Below are 14,897 nucleotides of genomic sequence, written 5' to 3'. Positions count from 1 at the left end.
AGTTGAAAGATAAAGTTTCATTATTCTCTCAATTTTAAATCTCATACGCACATTGCTTCCTGGTCTTGCATGCCTCTGTCCAATAATTCGGCATATCTGGCTGGATCCACGTTCGAACCACAGACTATCAGTGCCACGCGCTTTCCAGCAAGACGTTCACGCAAGGGGCCGAACAGACCGGCGGTTGCAACGGCTGCTGCGGGCTCAGCGACCAGTTTAACGTCATGGTACAGGTCAGCCATGGCGATACAGATTTCTTCATCACTGACACGAACAATGTCATCGACAAAGCGTTGGCAAACACGAAAACTGTAATCCATTGCATAGGGAGCGCAAAGGCTGTCAGCCACGCTGTCTACACTTGGCAGTTTTTCCGGTCGACCGGATTGAAAACTGCGATACATGGCGTCCGCCCCGAAGGGTTCCACCCCATAAACGGCGCAGTGTGGCGCAATTTGCTTGACGGCAGACGCGATGCCGGCACACAGGCCACCACCACCGATTGGGACGATGACTGCATCGAGATGTTCCAGTTGCTGCATCAGTTCCAGTCCTACCGTGGCCGTGCCCAATGCCGTGAGCGGTCCATCATAAGGATGGATCATGGTACGCTGTTCTTCTTCAACAATACGTTGCCCCAGCGCGAAAGCGGCATGCATGTCCGCTTCCAGGATCACTTCTGCACCATCTTGTCTGCAAGCCTTGATTCGGGTGGGGCTGGCATGGCGGGGCAACACCACTTTACATGGCACCCCCGCCAGCCTGGCTGCATAAGCAACCGCCATCGCATGATTGCCAGCGCTGACGGCAACTACACCGCGCGCACGGGCGGTCCCATCAAGTGCAGAAATACAATTCAATGCGCCGCGCAATTTGAATGTGCCGGTTTTTTGAAACAATTCCAGTTTCAACCATACTTCGGTATCAGGTTCAAGCTTGTCCAACACAGCTCCGGTTTGCCAGTGCCAGACGGGGGTATGTAAAACTTGTTGAGATAATTTGGCCGCAGTTTTGCGTATATCAGACAATGACGGATAAGGAAAATTCGTATTCAGTAAGGCAGATGGCAAAGACGCAAGGACGTGCGCAGGCCTGTCTGTGGCGACATGGGACATAAAAACTCCGTAATGAAAATCAGCAAAAAGTCAGACGAACATGAGCGTGACTATGCTCAAGACATCAGAATAGGATGAGCTGAAGGGCCGCCAGGCACCGGCATACGCCGTAGCTTAACGACCCTGGATAATTCGAATAATGGAAATGTCGCAGGTGGGAGCAGCAGGCAGCGCAATCGCGTGCACGACAGCAGATGCGGCATGAATAGCGCATAAGTTCGTGTTCGACAAGGGAGGGATAATTGCGTGCATGGAAAAACTATAACCAATCCCGGGAGCATTGGCAAGCAAACTTTAAAAAAGAGTGGCAGGGCAGGTTGGGAATCCTGGCCCTTGCCACTCACAAGCCCTGCAAAAAACGGCCCGGCAGGCCAGAGGGGATCAGGGTTTCTTTTCTTCGCGTTTTTCGATAACGATTTTTTGTGCGAGATTGACATCTCTGACCGTGTAGCCTTCAGGGACAGTGAACAGGTTTGCGGCTGGCTCCGCACGTTTCAGGTTGTTCAGGCGGTAACTCCATTCACCAGTACGCGGATCGCTTTGTTTGATGAGAACGGTGAGCTGCAAGTCGGGGGAGTACCAGGTTTCAGAACTGACGGTAATCGGATTTTTGTTGCCAATCTCCCCGGCAGGGATTTGATAGGATCGCATTTTTCCCTCTGCGCGGACACCATCGAAATCTTTTGTACCCATATCTTTGGTGCTCGTTTTGCTACTCCAGCGGGTGTCCGTGAACGCTGTCGGAAGTGGTGAAGTTCTGATGATGTTGATCAGATTGTCGGTCGCGTTGATGAAGGCAGTATGAGGCCCTGGTACAAAAGTGGCAGATTTTGCATTGATGACCTTGATTTCTTCTCGTGCTTCTTTGCTGCCCTCAGTTTTGTCATCGCTTTTCTTTTTCAATGTCTTGATAATGATTTCATCATCATTTGTTTGCACATACACACGGCTTGCATTGCCTTCCTGTTTTTCTTTTGTAGTCGCGACTTTCCTGTCCAAAGTTTTTGGCAGACTCACTTTGGTGACCATTTTCCTATCGGGGATGATTACATAGCGTGAATTTTCCACCGGGTCAGTGATAAGGATTTGCGACACATTTCCCTTGTTGTCGCGTACTTCATAGCGAGTACGGCCGGCATTATCACGGTAGACCAGGCTGGACATCTTATTGCTGATCTGATTTCCATCTGCCAGGGTCTGGGTTTTTTCGGTAATGATCTCTGCGCTGTATGCAGCATTTTTTATTGGATTAAAACTTTGCATGTCTTGCATGCCAGAGAAAACTGCATGCATGGCATCGGCGGCATTTCTTGCTGCACTCATGGCATCTGAAACGGTCTTGTTGATAGTGCTTGTCTCTGGCAATTCAGCCAATGCCGCCAAGGCAGGCATGGGAGATATTGGAGGAAAAGGAGGCAAGGGGGTAAGCGGTGCTGCCTGATGGATTTCGAGATGCAGACGTGCCTGTCTTTCTTCCGGTGCAACCGGAGCTGGATTGTCAATGATGGCATTGGCTTGTGCCATAGTCCACGCATAGCTCAGAAAAAACAGTACTGGAAGTTTGATAGTCATGATGTGTCCTCCGTGTTCATGGTGAGAGATGATCAGGAAGATCAATCTCGACATTAAAGATTCTGTTTAAAACAGGTGTATCAGTTTTTGAGCAGGCGCATGGCTAAAGGTGATCCTTCTGCATCCACCAGCATTTGCGCCTGCACCATCTCGCCTGCAATTTCCGGACTGACGGGCATGCCCAGGCTGGCCAGCCAGGCAGCCGGTACTTCCGTCTCCATCATGTGAGGTGTACCTTCGTCCAGGCGTTCCAGGGGGACCAGGGCGATAAAAGGGGGCGGGTTGACCGCTGCCGTATGATGTATTTCTGCTGGTAATTTTGCCGGACTCATTGGCAAAATGACGTTAAACATGAACAACCCCAGGCTCCCGCCCAGGGTAAGCAAACCAGCCAGCCACGGCTGCCAGCGAGGCTTCCTGGCTTGGTCTGTCTTGTCTTGTTTGTCGTATTGCGCAGCAAAGGCGTGCATCAAGGCCCGCTCGGTTTCTGGCGGTGCATCAAGTTGCTGCAAGTCTGCACGTAGGAGGTGCAGGTGCTCATCAAGAGCGTTTTCCATTTCGTCGGCATATTGCCGTGACGAGTCATTGATATTCATACTTCTGTTCCAGTTTTGATTCTTATAGCCTCAGATTCGGGATTCCAGTCCAGTTTCTTGCAATAGTCCAGCATGGCAGCCCGCGCCCTGGACAGGCGTGACCTGACCGTGCCTATGTCTATACTACAAATCACTGCTATTTCTGCATAAGACAATTCCTGTAATTCGTACAAGATGACGACATCGCGATAGTGTGGACGGAGCATGGCGATTGCTTGTTGGACCTGTTTTGTCCGTTGTTGGCTAAAGACGGCTTCGGAGAGGTCACTTGCTTCGCATTGCAAAACTTCTTCCTCTTCTTCCTCGCCATTGGCTGGCAAGGGCAGGTGTCGGCTTTCTGCATATTCCTGTTTGAGTAAAAGATTTCTTGCTACACCAAACAGGAAGTTTTGCAGGCTTCCCAGGCTGGCGTTGTAGTTGAACGACTTGCTCAACAAACCCATGAATACATCTTGAACCACGTCGGCTGCCAAAGCAGTGCGTCCGCAACGCATCAGGGCATACCGGTAAATGGCGCCTTGATGACGTTTGTACAGAAGCTGAAAGGCGCTCACCTTGCCTTCTCGCATCTGCCGCATTAAATCGTTGTCGGTGTCCTTGGTATCCACATGTATTCGATTGTGTTTTTATGTATTACTGTTTGACGCCGGAAAAGTTCCAATTATTTCTACAGGGATGTTAAAGAAGATGTGTTGCACATGTTTGGTGCAAAAAGGCATTTCTTGGTGCAAACTGGTTCGTGATTGGGACCTCTTCGCTGGACCAAAACTTGCAGTGTTGCTTTTTATAATGTTTTTGTCGGTTTGCCTGACAGTGTTGCTGGAGGTACTTGTTATTTTGAAAATCAGGCGAAATAATGAAATCGATCGACAGAAAAGACAATTAAAAGAGTGAGCGTGGATATGGATCTGACACCGAGGGAAAAAGACAAATTGCTGATTTTTACAGCGGCCTTGCTGGCCGAACGTCGCAAGGCGCGGGGTTTAAAACTGAACTACCCCGAAGCCGTTGCCCTGATCACGGCTGCAATCATGGAAGGTGCGCGTGATGGTAAGTCAGTGGCAGAGCTGATGTCTGAAGGGACACAGATACTGAGTCGCGCTGACGTCATGGATGGTGTGCCGGAAATGATACCCGACATACAGGTTGAAGCGACTTTCCCTGACGGCAGCAAGCTTGTCACCGTCCATCACCCCATTCCTTAGGAGTCAATGATGATACCAGGTGAATTTCTGATAGAAGACGGGGATCTGGAATTGAACGTCGGCCGTGTGACCGTCAGCATCACGGTAGCAAACAGTGGTGACAGGCCGATACAGGTAGGTTCTCATTTTCATTTTTTTGAAACCAATCCTGCCTTGCAGTTTGACAGGCAACTGGCTTATGGCATGCGTTTGAATATCGCTGCAGGTACAGCCATACGCTTTGAGCCAGGACAGCAGCGCAGCGTAGAGCTGGTGGCGCTGGCGGGAGAAAGAAAAGTGTATGGCTTCAGTGGCAAAGTCATGGGGGCGCTATGAAGATTTCCCGTCATGCCTATGCCGAGATGTTTGGCCCGACCGTCGGTGATCGTATCCGTCTTGCTGACACGAGTCTTTTTATAGAGATAGAGAAAGATTTCGCCATTTACGGTGAAGAAGTCAAGTTTGGTGGTGGCAAGGTGATACGTGATGGCATGGGCCAGTCACAGAGGGCGCACGCAGATGTCATGGATACGGTCATCACCAATGCCGTGATTCTTGATCACTGGGGCATAGTCAAGGCGGATATCGGTTTGAAAAATGGCCTGATTGCCTGCATAGGCAAAGCTGGCAATCCCGACATACAGCCAGGAGTTGACATGGCCATAGGCGGTGCAACCGAAATCATTGCCGGAGAAGGGGTGATAGTGACTGCCGGAGGTATTGATTCACACATCCATTTCATTTGCCCGCAACAAATAGAAGAAGCACTCATGAGTGGTGTCACAACCATGCTTGGCGGTGGTACGGGCCCGGCAGTGGGCACTGCTGCAACGACTTGCACACCTGGTCCCTGGCATTTGCACTCCATGCTGATGGCGGCCGATGCTTTTCCCATGAACCTGGGTTTCCTGGGCAAGGGCAATGTCAGCCTGCCTTTGCCGCTGGAAGAGCAGATACGTGCCGGCGCCATCGGTTTGAAACTGCATGAAGACTGGGGGACGACGCCGCAGGCCATAGATAATTGCCTGAGCGTTGCCGAAAAAATGGATGTACAGGTCGCTATCCATAGCGATACGCTGAACGAAGGGGGCTTTCTTGAACACACCCTGGCGGCATTCAAGGACCGGACCATTCATACCTTCCATACCGAAGGTGCCGGTGGCGGCCATGCACCCGATATTATCGCCGCAGTAGGCGAGTCCAATGTCTTGCCGTCATCGACCAATCCCACCCGCCCATATACGGTAAATACGCTGGATGAGCATCTCGATATGCTGATGGTTTGCCATCATCTTGATCCGGCAATTGCGGAAGACATCGCCTTTGCCGAATCACGCATACGTCGTGAAACCATTGCCGCCGAAGATATCCTGCATGACATAGGCGCCATTTCCATGATGTCTTCTGACTCGCAAGCCATGGGCAGGGTAGGGGAAGTGATTATGCGCACCTGGCAGACGGCGGACAAGATGAAGCAGCAGCGCGGTCCTTTGCCCGAAGACAGTGCACGCAATGACAATTTGCGCGCCAAACGCTATATCGCCAAGTACACCATCAACCCGGCGCTCACGCACGGTATTGCACACGCCGTCGGATCACTGGAAGTTGGCAAGATTGCCGACATCGTCTTGTGGAAGCCGGCTTTTTTCGGTGTCAAACCATCGATGATACTGAAAGGGGGAATGATCGCCGCCGCCCAGATGGGCGACCCGAATGCTTCCATACCGACACCGCAGCCAGTGCACTATCGCATGATGTTTGGCGCTTTTGGCGGCGGCTTGAAAAAATCTTTCACCTTTGTGTCGCAGGCCGGGCTGGAAGCCGGTCTGGTCGAACAATTGAAATTGAACAAGACCCTGATTGCCGTCAAAAACACCAGGCAGTTACGTAAAAAGGACATGATACACAACAGCCTGACGCCCAGGATGGAAGTCGATCCTGAAACCTATGAAGTGCGAGCCAATGGCGAATTGCTGGTATGTGAGCCAGCCAAGGTCTTACCCATGGCGCAGCGTTATTTCTTATTCTGATCAAGCATGCTGACACTACATACAAAAATTGAAAAGGCAGAACACATCGCCGGTGAACTGGTCTTGCCGTATGAGCTGCGTGAAAAAAGTCGTTTGCGTGCCACCCTGGTCAATGGCGAAGACGTCGCCGTATTTACCGTGCGTGGTACGGTCATGCGGCATGGCGACCTGATGCTGGGCAATGATGGCCGTGTCATAAAAATCCTGGCAGCGACTGAACCCACCTACAAGGTCGAATGTGAGACGACATTCGATTTGCTACGTTGCGCCTTCCATCTTGGTAATCGCCATACGCAGGCGCAGGTTGGCGAAGGTTTTTTACGCATACGAAAAGATACTGTCCTGAAAGAGATGTTGCAGGGACTGGGGGCGAGTGTGACCGAAGAGCTGGCCAGCTTCGAGCCTGAATCTGGCGCTTACGGTGGCGGCCATCATCATGGCGGGGACGATATGCATCCACACAATCCGCTGGCGCCCATCCCTTTGCGGCAACGTATACATCGTCCTTCTGACAGCAAGGACTGATCATGCAGTCTGCTGCCTTGCTACATCTGCTGCAACTGGCGAGCCCCTCTCTGCCGATAGGGGCATACAGTTATTCGCAAGGGATGGAGGCTGCCATAGAGAAAGGCCTGGTGTGTAATGAAACCAGTGCACGCGAATGGATAGTCAACTGCCTGCATGAAGTGGTCGCATATTTTGAAGCGCCCATACTGTGGCGTCTGTTGCAGGCTTTTTCGGCCAGGGATGCCGATAGGGTGCGGTATTGGACAGAATTGTTTGTGGCCGCACGTGATACGGCAGAATTCCGCGCGGAGACGATACAGATGGGCTATTCGTTGGGTAAGCTGATAGGCGATTTGAAGATTGCTGATTCGGGCCTGCTGGCGATTTTACAGGCTCAGAATGATATTCCCTTGCCGACAGCTTTGGCATGTGCAGCAGTCAGTTTGGAAGTCCCGGCAGAATCAGTCCTGCTGGCAGCCCTGTTTGCCTGGGCGGAGAACCAGGTGCTGGTCGGTGTGAAATCCATTCCTTTAGGGCAGGTTGCAGGTCAGCGCCTGTTGCTGTCGCTTAGGTCTGAGCTGGAAAAAGCGGCAACAACCGCACAGGGGCTGGAGGACCACGAATTGTCAAACTGGGTGCCTGGATTATCGCTATTGTCAATGCAACACGAAGTGCAGTACAGCCGCCTGTACCGCTCCTGAAACCAAATTAATCTTAAAACCCGGATACATTCCATGAACACGCAATTATCGCATTCCACCGAACCCAATCCTTTGCGAGTAGGCATTGGCGGCCCTGTAGGCTCAGGCAAGACAGCACTGTGTGAAATGCTGTGCAAGCGCATGCGCGATCACTATGAGATGGCAGTCATTACCAACGACATCTACACCAAGGAAGATATGGAAATTCTGTTGCGGGCCGATGCCTTGCCTGCGGAGCGCCTGATGGGAGTTGAAACTGGCGGTTGCCCGCATACGGCAATACGCGAAGATGCCTCTATCAACCTGGAAGCAATCGCCCGCATGAGCGCCGACTTCCCTGACCTGGATTTGATACTGGTGGAGTCTGGCGGTGACAACCTGGCGGCAACCTTCAGTCCGGAATTATCGGACCTTACTATCTACGTCATCGATGTGGCTGGCGGTGAAAAAATCCCGAGAAAAGGTGGTCCCGGCATCACCCGTTCAGATTTACTCATCATTAATAAAACCGACCTGGCGCCACATGTAGGTGCCGATCTTGACATCATGGCCCGGGACGCCAAACGCATGCGTGGCGAGCGTCCCTTTGTGTTTACAAATTTGCGTACTGGCGATGGCCTGGAAGAGGTGGTTGCCTTCATACGCAAGCAGGGCTTGCTGGACGACTAGGGCGTGTTTCGTGGACTTGCAGATATCCATTTATATTCAAATTTCCAGAGGAAAATATGAAGAAAAAAATCAAGATCAGTTTTATGCAGGCATCTGTGCTGCTTTGTCTGGCGATGGCGGTTGGTCCGGCAGCTGCGCATATTAGCCCGATGCATAGTGTCAATGGCTTTCAGGCTGGTTTTTTGCATCCCTTGATGGGGCTTGATCATTTGCTGGCCATGCTGGCTGTTGGTATCTGGGCCGCGCAACATCAGCGTCCCGCGATCTGGTTGTTGCCCGTTGCATTCCCGGTCATGATGGTGGCTGGCGCTTTGCTTGGTGTCAGTGGTGTATTGATACCGGGTGTCGAGGCAGGTATTGCTGCTTCTGTGTTGATACTGGGCTTGCTGATTGCCACATCGGTAAAACTGGCCCTGCCATTTTCAGTCAGCCTGATAGCTGTCTTTGCAATGATGCATGGTTATGCACATGGCGTAGAGCTGCCGCTGGGGGCAGGGGCTGTTTCTTTTGGTCTGGGTTTTGTTTTGTCCACCATTTTGCTGCATGCAATTGGGTTTGGTTTGACGATGGTGACCAGTCGTTTGATGAATGGTCGATTTATTCGATATGCCGGCACATCAATTGCGATGATGGGTCTTTTCTTTGTTTCGGCAATGACCTGATTTTGCCGCCTTTCCAGAAAAATGCCGCAATCAATATTGCGGCATTTTTTCATGAGATCAAGAATTTCATCGGCGGCATATTGCAAGGAACAATATGCCGTGTGACGATCATCAGAACTTGTACGTTGCGCCGATATTGAAGAAGCGGCCAACAGCACCAGCCTGATGCAAGGCCGGGTTGTAATATGTACCTACAGAACTGCCATAAGTCTGGAAGTCCAGCGGAGGTTGCTTGTCAAGTACGTTCTGTACCGAGACATGGAACAACCAGTTTTTGCCATATTTGTAGCTGGCATACAAATCCAGGGTAGTGAAACTGTCGACCTTGCAATACTGCGCGGGTACAACGCCACGGAAGGCACCACTACCGCCGTGAATCGCGTCGTCACAGGTCAGCAATTGTTGATTGGTCGGATCAGTCACACCGAAACTGCTGATCCAGTTGACTGTTCCTGTTACTTTCACCGGACCATTTTCCCAGGAGCCGATCAACTGCGCGCGATCTTTGGGGTTGCCAGTATTGCCTGAGATACCGGATGGTCCATGCGTGCCTTCAAGACGCACTGGTTTTGCACCAGCCGTGCCTTGCTCATACTTGAACGTATGGGTAAAGGTCAGGTCAGTCGTGAACTTGCCGGATGATTTCAGATCCAGGGTCCAGCGAGCGTTGATGTCTACACCAGATACTTCACTATATTGCGCATTTTCATAAGGATACGGTGAGTACAGTGCATTACCGATAGGTGGTGTCTTGGTGCCTATGGTGCCGTCTGGCAGTACATATGGCTGTGGCACAGGCGTGCCACGCACGATATATGGTTCTGGGTCATAGCTTGGATCATTCAAGGCAGAGATGATCTGGTTATCGATACGTATTTTGTAGAAATCGGTAGTCAGACTGAAAGCCGGGCTAGGTTCGAATATCAGGCCCAGGGTATAAGACTTGGATTTTTCAGGTTGCAGATTCTTGCCTGGTAATTGAACACCGGTCAATGGTACAGCGCACTGTGCCGGGTAATTGCCTGGCACCGCAGTTGGATCATCCCCTGCATTGCCACACAGCTTGGGATCAACATAGGTGTTGGAGAAGAATGACTGTCCAGCCTTGCCCGATTCTGCCGGGTTTGGCGCCCTGAAACCCTGAGCATAGGTTCCACGTACCGTTAATTCATTGACAGGAGCGTATTTGAATCCAAGTTTTGGTGTTGTTGCACTGGCGCCGCCAGCGTTCTTGTCATAACGAACGGCCGCATCAAGTTCCAGGTTTTTCAATACAGGCGCAACCAGTTCCATATACAAGGCAGAGACGTTTTGGTTGCCGATTGCAAAGGAATTGTTAACCAATTGTGAACCGTCAAGTGCTGCGGCCGGAGCCGGGGCATTCAGTTCGCGATGCGTGAATTCGCCACCAAGGCCAATCGAGAGCTGACCACCGGCCAGAGGCATCAGTTCGCGGCTGCCGCGCAGGCTCACATATTCCAGAATGTCGGTAGCCTTTGTGCTCGCGACAGGTGCAATAAATGCGTCCTGAGCGGCGCTATTGCTTCCTGCAGCCAAACCGACTCGGTAAGGGTTTTTAGGGTCGTTCAGAGCAGCTTGCAGGTTGGCGAGGTGCAGGGCATTGTAAATCGTTTGCTTGACCGTATTCTTTGAGTAACCGGCCGACGCAGTCACATCCCAACTGCCGATGCTGCCGGTTACATCAGCTGCAAGGCGCACGGTATCTGCATCGATGGTGGTACGCTGTGGACCAAGATTGATAAAGTTATATTGCAACCATTGTGGCGCCCCCGTGGTATTGCCCGGGTAATTTGCAGGCACAGTAAAGAAGTAAGGACCATTTACAGAAGGCAGCTGGTTTGGGCCATAGGCAATTTGTGTCTGGCCGCCATTACCGTTGTTCATGTTGGTGCCAGCGTAATTGTTAACCTGGTTTGCTTTGGAGTTGAACAGGGAGCCTTTCAAATTCAATTGCCAGTCGCCAGCCAGTTTTTGCACATAAGAAGCGATCAAATTGATGTTCTCTGTTTCAGGTTGCAACTGTTGTGGTGCTTTATAAGTGCATTTTCCTGCCGCCATTGATGCCGCGTCACAACCTGGCAGGAAGCCACTGATCTCACCAGTGTTGGGGTCAATCAAATATCCGGTACTGCTGCGTGGCTGATAACCTGGGCGACGTACAAAACCGTCTGTCTGGTTGATGCCGCCTACGCTTGTCCAGTCGGTGTTGGTAAAGTCGGCTTTGCGGTCAGCAACCATGATCTTGTTTTGCTTGCGATATTCAGCAGACAGATAGGCATTGTGACCGTCCTTGTCCAGGTCACCCCAGCCATATATGCCCGAAGCATGCACTGTCGTACCGTCACGGCGTGAACTGGTGCCGGTTTCTACGGACATTTCTGTGCCAACAAATTTCTTTTTCAGGATAACGTTGACCACACCGGCAATTGCGTCTGAACCATAGACTGAGGATGCGCCGTCTTTCAGGATTTCAATTTTTTCTATGGCGTCAAATGGTATCTGGCTAATATCGACAAAGCTGCGTTGACCGTCATCAGACAGAGCGTAAGGGGCCATACGGTGGCCATCTATCAGTACCAGGGTCGCTCCCACAGTCAGACCACGAAGCGCGATACCGGAAGCTCCACCGGCAAAAGAGCCGGGATTGGCCTGGCTCAACGTACCCTGACCATTTGCCGTGATATTGCGCAACACACTGGAGACGTCGGTGTAACCGCTAGCCTTCATGTCCTGCAAGGTCAGAACCTGTACCGGGCTAGGTGTTTCTTTTTCAGTACGACGGATATTGGAACCGGTGATTTCGACGCGCTGTACCTTGTCAGCATTTTCAGTTTGCTGTGCCATCACGGGTGTTGCTATGACGCCCAGACCCGCGGCCAGGCTGCCTGAAAAAAGAATATGCAAAGAGCGCGATAAGACTGTTTTTTTCAACATTGAAAAGTTTCCCCAAAAATTAGCTATATTTATTGTGGCTTTATTAAACCAGTTGCTTGGTTTATTAAAGCAGCCAGATATGAAAACATTTTTAACATTGTTGCGTCAACAATAAGCAAACGTTTTTTTAATATTGCTGCCAGATGTGTATGATTTTTGATAATTGTGCTGGAATTTATTTGAATCTGTTGTCGATAATGAATCGAATTGATGTTGCAGATGACGGCTAAAAGATCTTTACTCAGCTTTTGAAGAGTGCTCGTCATACTGCTGAAGCAAAGGAACTTGCATTGCTTTATGGTAAATATTTAACTACTTTGCAATATTTGCACTATGCCGATTTCGTCTTGCAAAGTGCATACAAACATCAAGACTGCGGCAGGCCAGGGATTTACACTTCATTCTGTTCAAACCTGAAGAAGATTCAGAAAAGTGAGTGACAGAGCATGCAGCAACTGGTTGCCAACTTTTTTCTTGAGGGTGAGATGTTTTTTGTATTTTTAGAAAACTGACCGGTGATCACCGGAGAAAGCAAGGCTTACCATGTGGCAAGGTGTAATTCCCGCAGTAACGACAAAATTTAATCAGGACGACACGCTGGATTTCAACGAGATGGAGCGTTGCTTCCGTTACCTGATGAACGCAGGTTGCGATGGCCTGATCGCTTGTGGCTCACTGGGTGAAGGCCCGTTGTTGTCGCATGCAGAACGTATCGATGTTCTGAAGCTGACCAAAGAAGTGACTGCTGATAAGCCAGCCATACTGACGGTTGCCGAGGCAGCTACTCGTGACGCTTGTGCATTGGCTGAAAAAGCAGCAAAAGCCGGAGCCGATGGTTTGATGGTGGTGCCAAGCACGATTTACCATACGAATCATAAAGAAACAGTGGCTACCTTGCGCAGCATTGCTGCCGCAGGTGATCTGCCAATCATGATTTATTCCAATCGTCTCGCCTATCGCGTGGACGTTACGACAGACATGCTGGAAGAGCTTGCCGACGACAAGCGTTTTGTCGCCGTCAAGGAATCGTCCGACGATATACGTCGCACCACGGAAATCATCAATCGCCTGGGTAGCCGCTATGACCTGTTCACCGGCGTCGATAACCTGGCTTTTGAAGCGCTGACCGCAGGTGCAACCGGCTGGGTTGCCGGCCTGGTCGTTGCATTTCCGCATGAGACCGTGGCAATCTATCGCCTGATCAAGGCTGGCCGGTATGCTGAAGCGCTGGATATCTATCGCTGGTTCCGTCCTTTGCTGGATCTTGACGTGTCTACTTACCTGGTGCAGAACATCAAACTGGTTGAAGCCCTGGTGATTGATTCCAATGATCGTGTGCGTGCGCCACGCCTGCCTCTTGACGGCGCCTTGCGCACCAAGGTGGAGCAGGTTGTCAGCGCAGCACTTGCTGTGCGTCCTGTTTTGCCAACATTTGCGGCAGCCTGATTGCCCAAGTGATAATCATGATTAACCAGGTGAAGAGTGTGCGGCGCAGGGAATCAAAGCATGAAGACTAGGCTGGCTGTTGTCGGTGCCGGCATCGTTGGAACGGCTTGCGCCCTGAAATTGCAGGAAGAAGGGTATCAGGTTACGTTGATTGATGCCGCTTCTCCTGGTTGTGGTGTGACAGCAGCAGGAATGGGGCATCTGGTAGCACTTGACGAAACCGATCAGGAGCTTGACCTGTGCCTGCTTTCGCTGCGACTCTGGAATGGTTTTTTCAAGGAGTTCCCGGGCACAGGTGAAGTCAGCCAGTGCGGTACCTTGTGGGTGGCAGAAAACGAAGCGCAATTGCTGGAAGCGCAGCATCGTGCTGCCAGAATGAATACCCATCACTGGCAGGCAGAAGCACTGAGTGGTCAACAGGTGCAAAAACTGGAACCGGCATTACGGCCCGGCCTGGCAGGGGGTGTCAGAGTATTTGGTGACAGTGTAGTGTACCCCCCACAAATTGCGCATTTCATGGCGCAATTGCTGGTAAAGCGTGGCGGTAAGTTGCTCACTGGAAAACGAGTGACTGACATCACCACATCCAGCCTGATGTTCGAAGATGGCAGCAAACTCAATACTGATCTGATCATTGTCGCCGCCGGCCTGGATGTTGCCAGACTATTGCCGGGGGTAGCCGTATTCGGTCGCAAAGGGCACTTGGCGATTACTGATCGCTACCCAGGCCGCCTATCCCATCAGATCGTCAGCATGGACTATGGGCAGGCTGCAGTGACTGCCGACGCACTTGCGGTGGCAGCCAATGTGCAACCAAGGGCAAGCGGACAATGGCTGATAGGCTCGTGCCGTCAGGATCAGCAAACTGATACCAGTATAGATACAAACGCACTGGGAGCCGTCTTGCAGTCAGCGATGAAGTTGCTGCCTTGCCTGGCAGAGATGCAAATCATACGCGCCTGGGCAGGCATGCGTCCGGCATCACCTGATGGTCGTCCCATCATAGGACCACATCCCGAGATTCCCGGGGTCTGGCTGGCAGCCGGCCATGAGGGCCTCGGAGTAACAACCGCGATGGCGACGGCAAGCTTGCTGGCAGATCAGATTGCCGGACGTCCTTGCGCCATCGATCATCAGCACTATTTGCCTGAACGTTTATTCCCCTCGCTGAATCTCAAATATGCCTGAACACGATACGAGCATCGCCAAGATATGGATCAATGGTCACTCTTTCGAGGCCAGTGATGATATGACCGTTGCCGCAGCCTTGATGTGTCACGACAGCATGGGTACACGTCTTTCTGTGTCCGGCCAGACACGCTTTGCCGTTTGCGGCATGGGCGTATGCCAGGAATGCAGGGTACGCATCAATGGACAGCCATACAGACTGGCTTGCCAGGAATACTGCCGTTCCGGCATGGTTATTCAGACGGAAGCAGCCGGAGGCACGCCATGATCTC

15 protein-coding genes are annotated in these 14,897 nt (G+C 51.4%); 10 read left to right on the top strand and 5 right to left on the bottom strand.

Annotated features, from left to right (window positions below; genetic code table 11):
- Positions 1-41: 41 nt before the first annotated feature.
- The 4 genes from LZ463_RS06100 to LZ463_RS06085 all read right to left on the bottom strand — a co-directional run bounded on the left by LZ463_RS06100 (position 42) and on the right by LZ463_RS06085 (position 3,837).
- Positions 42-1,115 (bottom strand): threonine ammonia-lyase, encoded by a 1,074-nt coding sequence (locus tag LZ463_RS06100; RefSeq protein ID WP_489686083.1) that lies wholly within the window; start codon positions 1,113-1,115, stop codon positions 42-44.
- Positions 1,116-1,496: 381 nt separating this feature from the next.
- Entirely contained in the window at positions 1,497-2,687 is a 1,191-nt protein-coding gene (locus tag LZ463_RS06095) for a hypothetical protein (protein WP_241454724.1), read from the bottom strand.
- 80 nt (positions 2,688-2,767) lie between these two features.
- Positions 2,768-3,283: a hypothetical protein gene (locus LZ463_RS06090; RefSeq protein ID WP_241454723.1), complete on the bottom strand. Its 516-nt coding sequence runs from the start codon at positions 3,281-3,283 to the stop codon at positions 2,768-2,770.
- Positions 3,280-3,837: an RNA polymerase sigma factor gene (locus LZ463_RS06085; protein ID WP_241454722.1), complete on the bottom strand. Its 558-nt coding sequence runs from the start codon at positions 3,835-3,837 to the stop codon at positions 3,280-3,282. The genes LZ463_RS06090 and LZ463_RS06085 overlap by 4 nt, the downstream gene beginning before the upstream one ends.
- A gap of 348 nt (positions 3,838-4,185) precedes the next feature.
- Between LZ463_RS06085 and LZ463_RS06080 the strand changes: the two genes are divergently transcribed.
- The 7 genes from LZ463_RS06080 to LZ463_RS06050 are packed head-to-tail and all read left to right on the top strand — an operon-like array spanning position 4,186 to position 9,036.
- A complete protein-coding gene (locus LZ463_RS06080; protein ID WP_241454828.1) occupies positions 4,186-4,488 on the top strand; it encodes an urease subunit gamma in 303 nt (100 codons plus the stop codon).
- Positions 4,489-4,497: 9 nt separating this feature from the next.
- Complete coding sequence (locus LZ463_RS06075; protein WP_241454827.1) at positions 4,498-4,803, top strand: urease subunit beta; 306 nt, start codon at positions 4,498-4,500, stop codon at positions 4,801-4,803.
- Positions 4,800-6,497, top strand: a complete 1,698-nt coding sequence (ureC, locus tag LZ463_RS06070) for an urease subunit alpha (RefSeq protein WP_241454721.1) — start codon at positions 4,800-4,802, stop codon at positions 6,495-6,497. Before LZ463_RS06075 ends, ureC begins: the two co-directional genes overlap by 4 nt.
- A 6-nt stretch (positions 6,498-6,503) precedes the next feature.
- The gene (ureE, locus tag LZ463_RS06065) at positions 6,504-7,022 is read left to right on the top strand and encodes an urease accessory protein UreE (RefSeq protein ID WP_241454720.1); all 519 of its coding nucleotides are present in this window, start codon (positions 6,504-6,506) and stop codon (positions 7,020-7,022) included.
- Between the two features lie 2 nt (positions 7,023-7,024).
- Positions 7,025-7,705 carry an urease accessory protein UreF gene (locus LZ463_RS06060; protein WP_241454719.1) on the top strand — a complete coding sequence of 227 codons (681 nt, stop codon included), beginning with the start codon at positions 7,025-7,027 and terminating at the stop codon, positions 7,703-7,705.
- A gap of 33 nt (positions 7,706-7,738) precedes the next feature.
- Positions 7,739-8,374 (top strand): urease accessory protein UreG, encoded by a 636-nt coding sequence (gene ureG, locus LZ463_RS06055; protein ID WP_241454718.1) that lies wholly within the window; start codon positions 7,739-7,741, stop codon positions 8,372-8,374.
- Between the two features lie 56 nt (positions 8,375-8,430).
- Positions 8,431-9,036 carry a HupE/UreJ family protein gene (locus LZ463_RS06050; RefSeq protein ID WP_241454717.1) on the top strand — a complete coding sequence of 202 codons (606 nt, stop codon included), beginning with the start codon at positions 8,431-8,433 and terminating at the stop codon, positions 9,034-9,036.
- A 111-nt stretch (positions 9,037-9,147) separates the two neighbouring features.
- Here LZ463_RS06050 and LZ463_RS06045 read toward each other — a convergent pair whose 3' ends face one another.
- Positions 9,148-11,991 (bottom strand): TonB-dependent receptor, encoded by a 2,844-nt coding sequence (locus LZ463_RS06045; RefSeq protein WP_241454716.1) that lies wholly within the window; start codon positions 11,989-11,991, stop codon positions 9,148-9,150.
- 543 nt (positions 11,992-12,534) lie between these two features.
- Here LZ463_RS06045 and LZ463_RS06040 point away from each other — a divergent pair.
- The 3 genes from LZ463_RS06040 to LZ463_RS06030 are packed head-to-tail and all read left to right on the top strand — an operon-like array spanning position 12,535 to position 14,893.
- Positions 12,535-13,437, top strand: a complete 903-nt coding sequence (locus LZ463_RS06040; protein WP_241454715.1) for a dihydrodipicolinate synthase family protein — start codon at positions 12,535-12,537, stop codon at positions 13,435-13,437.
- 60 nt (positions 13,438-13,497) lie between these two features.
- A complete protein-coding gene (locus LZ463_RS06035; protein ID WP_241454714.1) occupies positions 13,498-14,625 on the top strand; it encodes an NAD(P)/FAD-dependent oxidoreductase in 1,128 nt (375 codons plus the stop codon).
- Positions 14,618-14,893: a 2Fe-2S iron-sulfur cluster-binding protein gene (locus LZ463_RS06030; RefSeq protein ID WP_241454713.1), complete on the top strand. Its 276-nt coding sequence runs from the start codon at positions 14,618-14,620 to the stop codon at positions 14,891-14,893. The genes LZ463_RS06035 and LZ463_RS06030 overlap by 8 nt, the downstream gene beginning before the upstream one ends.
- Positions 14,894-14,897: the final 4 nt, after the last annotated feature.

It is taken from the genome of Undibacterium paludis (assembly GCF_022568815.1).
Taxonomy (GTDB): Bacteria; Pseudomonadota; Gammaproteobacteria; order Burkholderiales; family Burkholderiaceae_D; genus Undibacterium.
This window is presented reverse-complemented; position numbering and strand designations above follow the sequence as displayed.

Bases quoted from the DNA above. Each gene is read 5' to 3' on its own strand.
- LZ463_RS06040 (WP_241454715.1), top strand. From the start codon at position 12,535: ATGTGGCAAGGTGTAATTCCCGCAGTAACGACAAAATTTAATCAGGAC.
- LZ463_RS06060 (WP_241454719.1), top strand. From the start codon at position 7,025: ATGCAGTCTGCTGCCTTGCTACATCTGCTGCAACTGGCGAGCCCCTCT.
- LZ463_RS06050 (WP_241454717.1), top strand. From the start codon at position 8,431: ATGAAGAAAAAAATCAAGATCAGTTTTATGCAGGCATCTGTGCTGCTT.
- LZ463_RS06045 (WP_241454716.1), bottom strand. From the start codon at position 11,991: ATGTTGAAAAAAACAGTCTTATCGCGCTCTTTGCATATTCTTTTTTCA.
- ureG (WP_241454718.1), top strand. From the start codon at position 7,739: ATGAACACGCAATTATCGCATTCCACCGAACCCAATCCTTTGCGAGTA.
- LZ463_RS06095 (WP_241454724.1), bottom strand. From the start codon at position 2,687: ATGACTATCAAACTTCCAGTACTGTTTTTTCTGAGCTATGCGTGGACT.
- ureE (WP_241454720.1), top strand. From the start codon at position 6,504: ATGCTGACACTACATACAAAAATTGAAAAGGCAGAACACATCGCCGGT.
- LZ463_RS06080 (WP_241454828.1), top strand. From the start codon at position 4,186: ATGGATCTGACACCGAGGGAAAAAGACAAATTGCTGATTTTTACAGCG.
- LZ463_RS06035 (WP_241454714.1), top strand. From the start codon at position 13,498: ATGAAGACTAGGCTGGCTGTTGTCGGTGCCGGCATCGTTGGAACGGCT.
- ureC (WP_241454721.1), top strand. From the start codon at position 4,800: ATGAAGATTTCCCGTCATGCCTATGCCGAGATGTTTGGCCCGACCGTC.
- LZ463_RS06090 (WP_241454723.1), bottom strand. From the start codon at position 3,283: ATGAATATCAATGACTCGTCACGGCAATATGCCGACGAAATGGAAAAC.
- LZ463_RS06030 (WP_241454713.1), top strand. From the start codon at position 14,618: ATGCCTGAACACGATACGAGCATCGCCAAGATATGGATCAATGGTCAC.
- LZ463_RS06075 (WP_241454827.1), top strand. From the start codon at position 4,498: ATGATACCAGGTGAATTTCTGATAGAAGACGGGGATCTGGAATTGAAC.
- LZ463_RS06100 (WP_489686083.1), bottom strand. From the start codon at position 1,115: ATGTCCCATGTCGCCACAGACAGGCCTGCGCACGTCCTTGCGTCTTTG.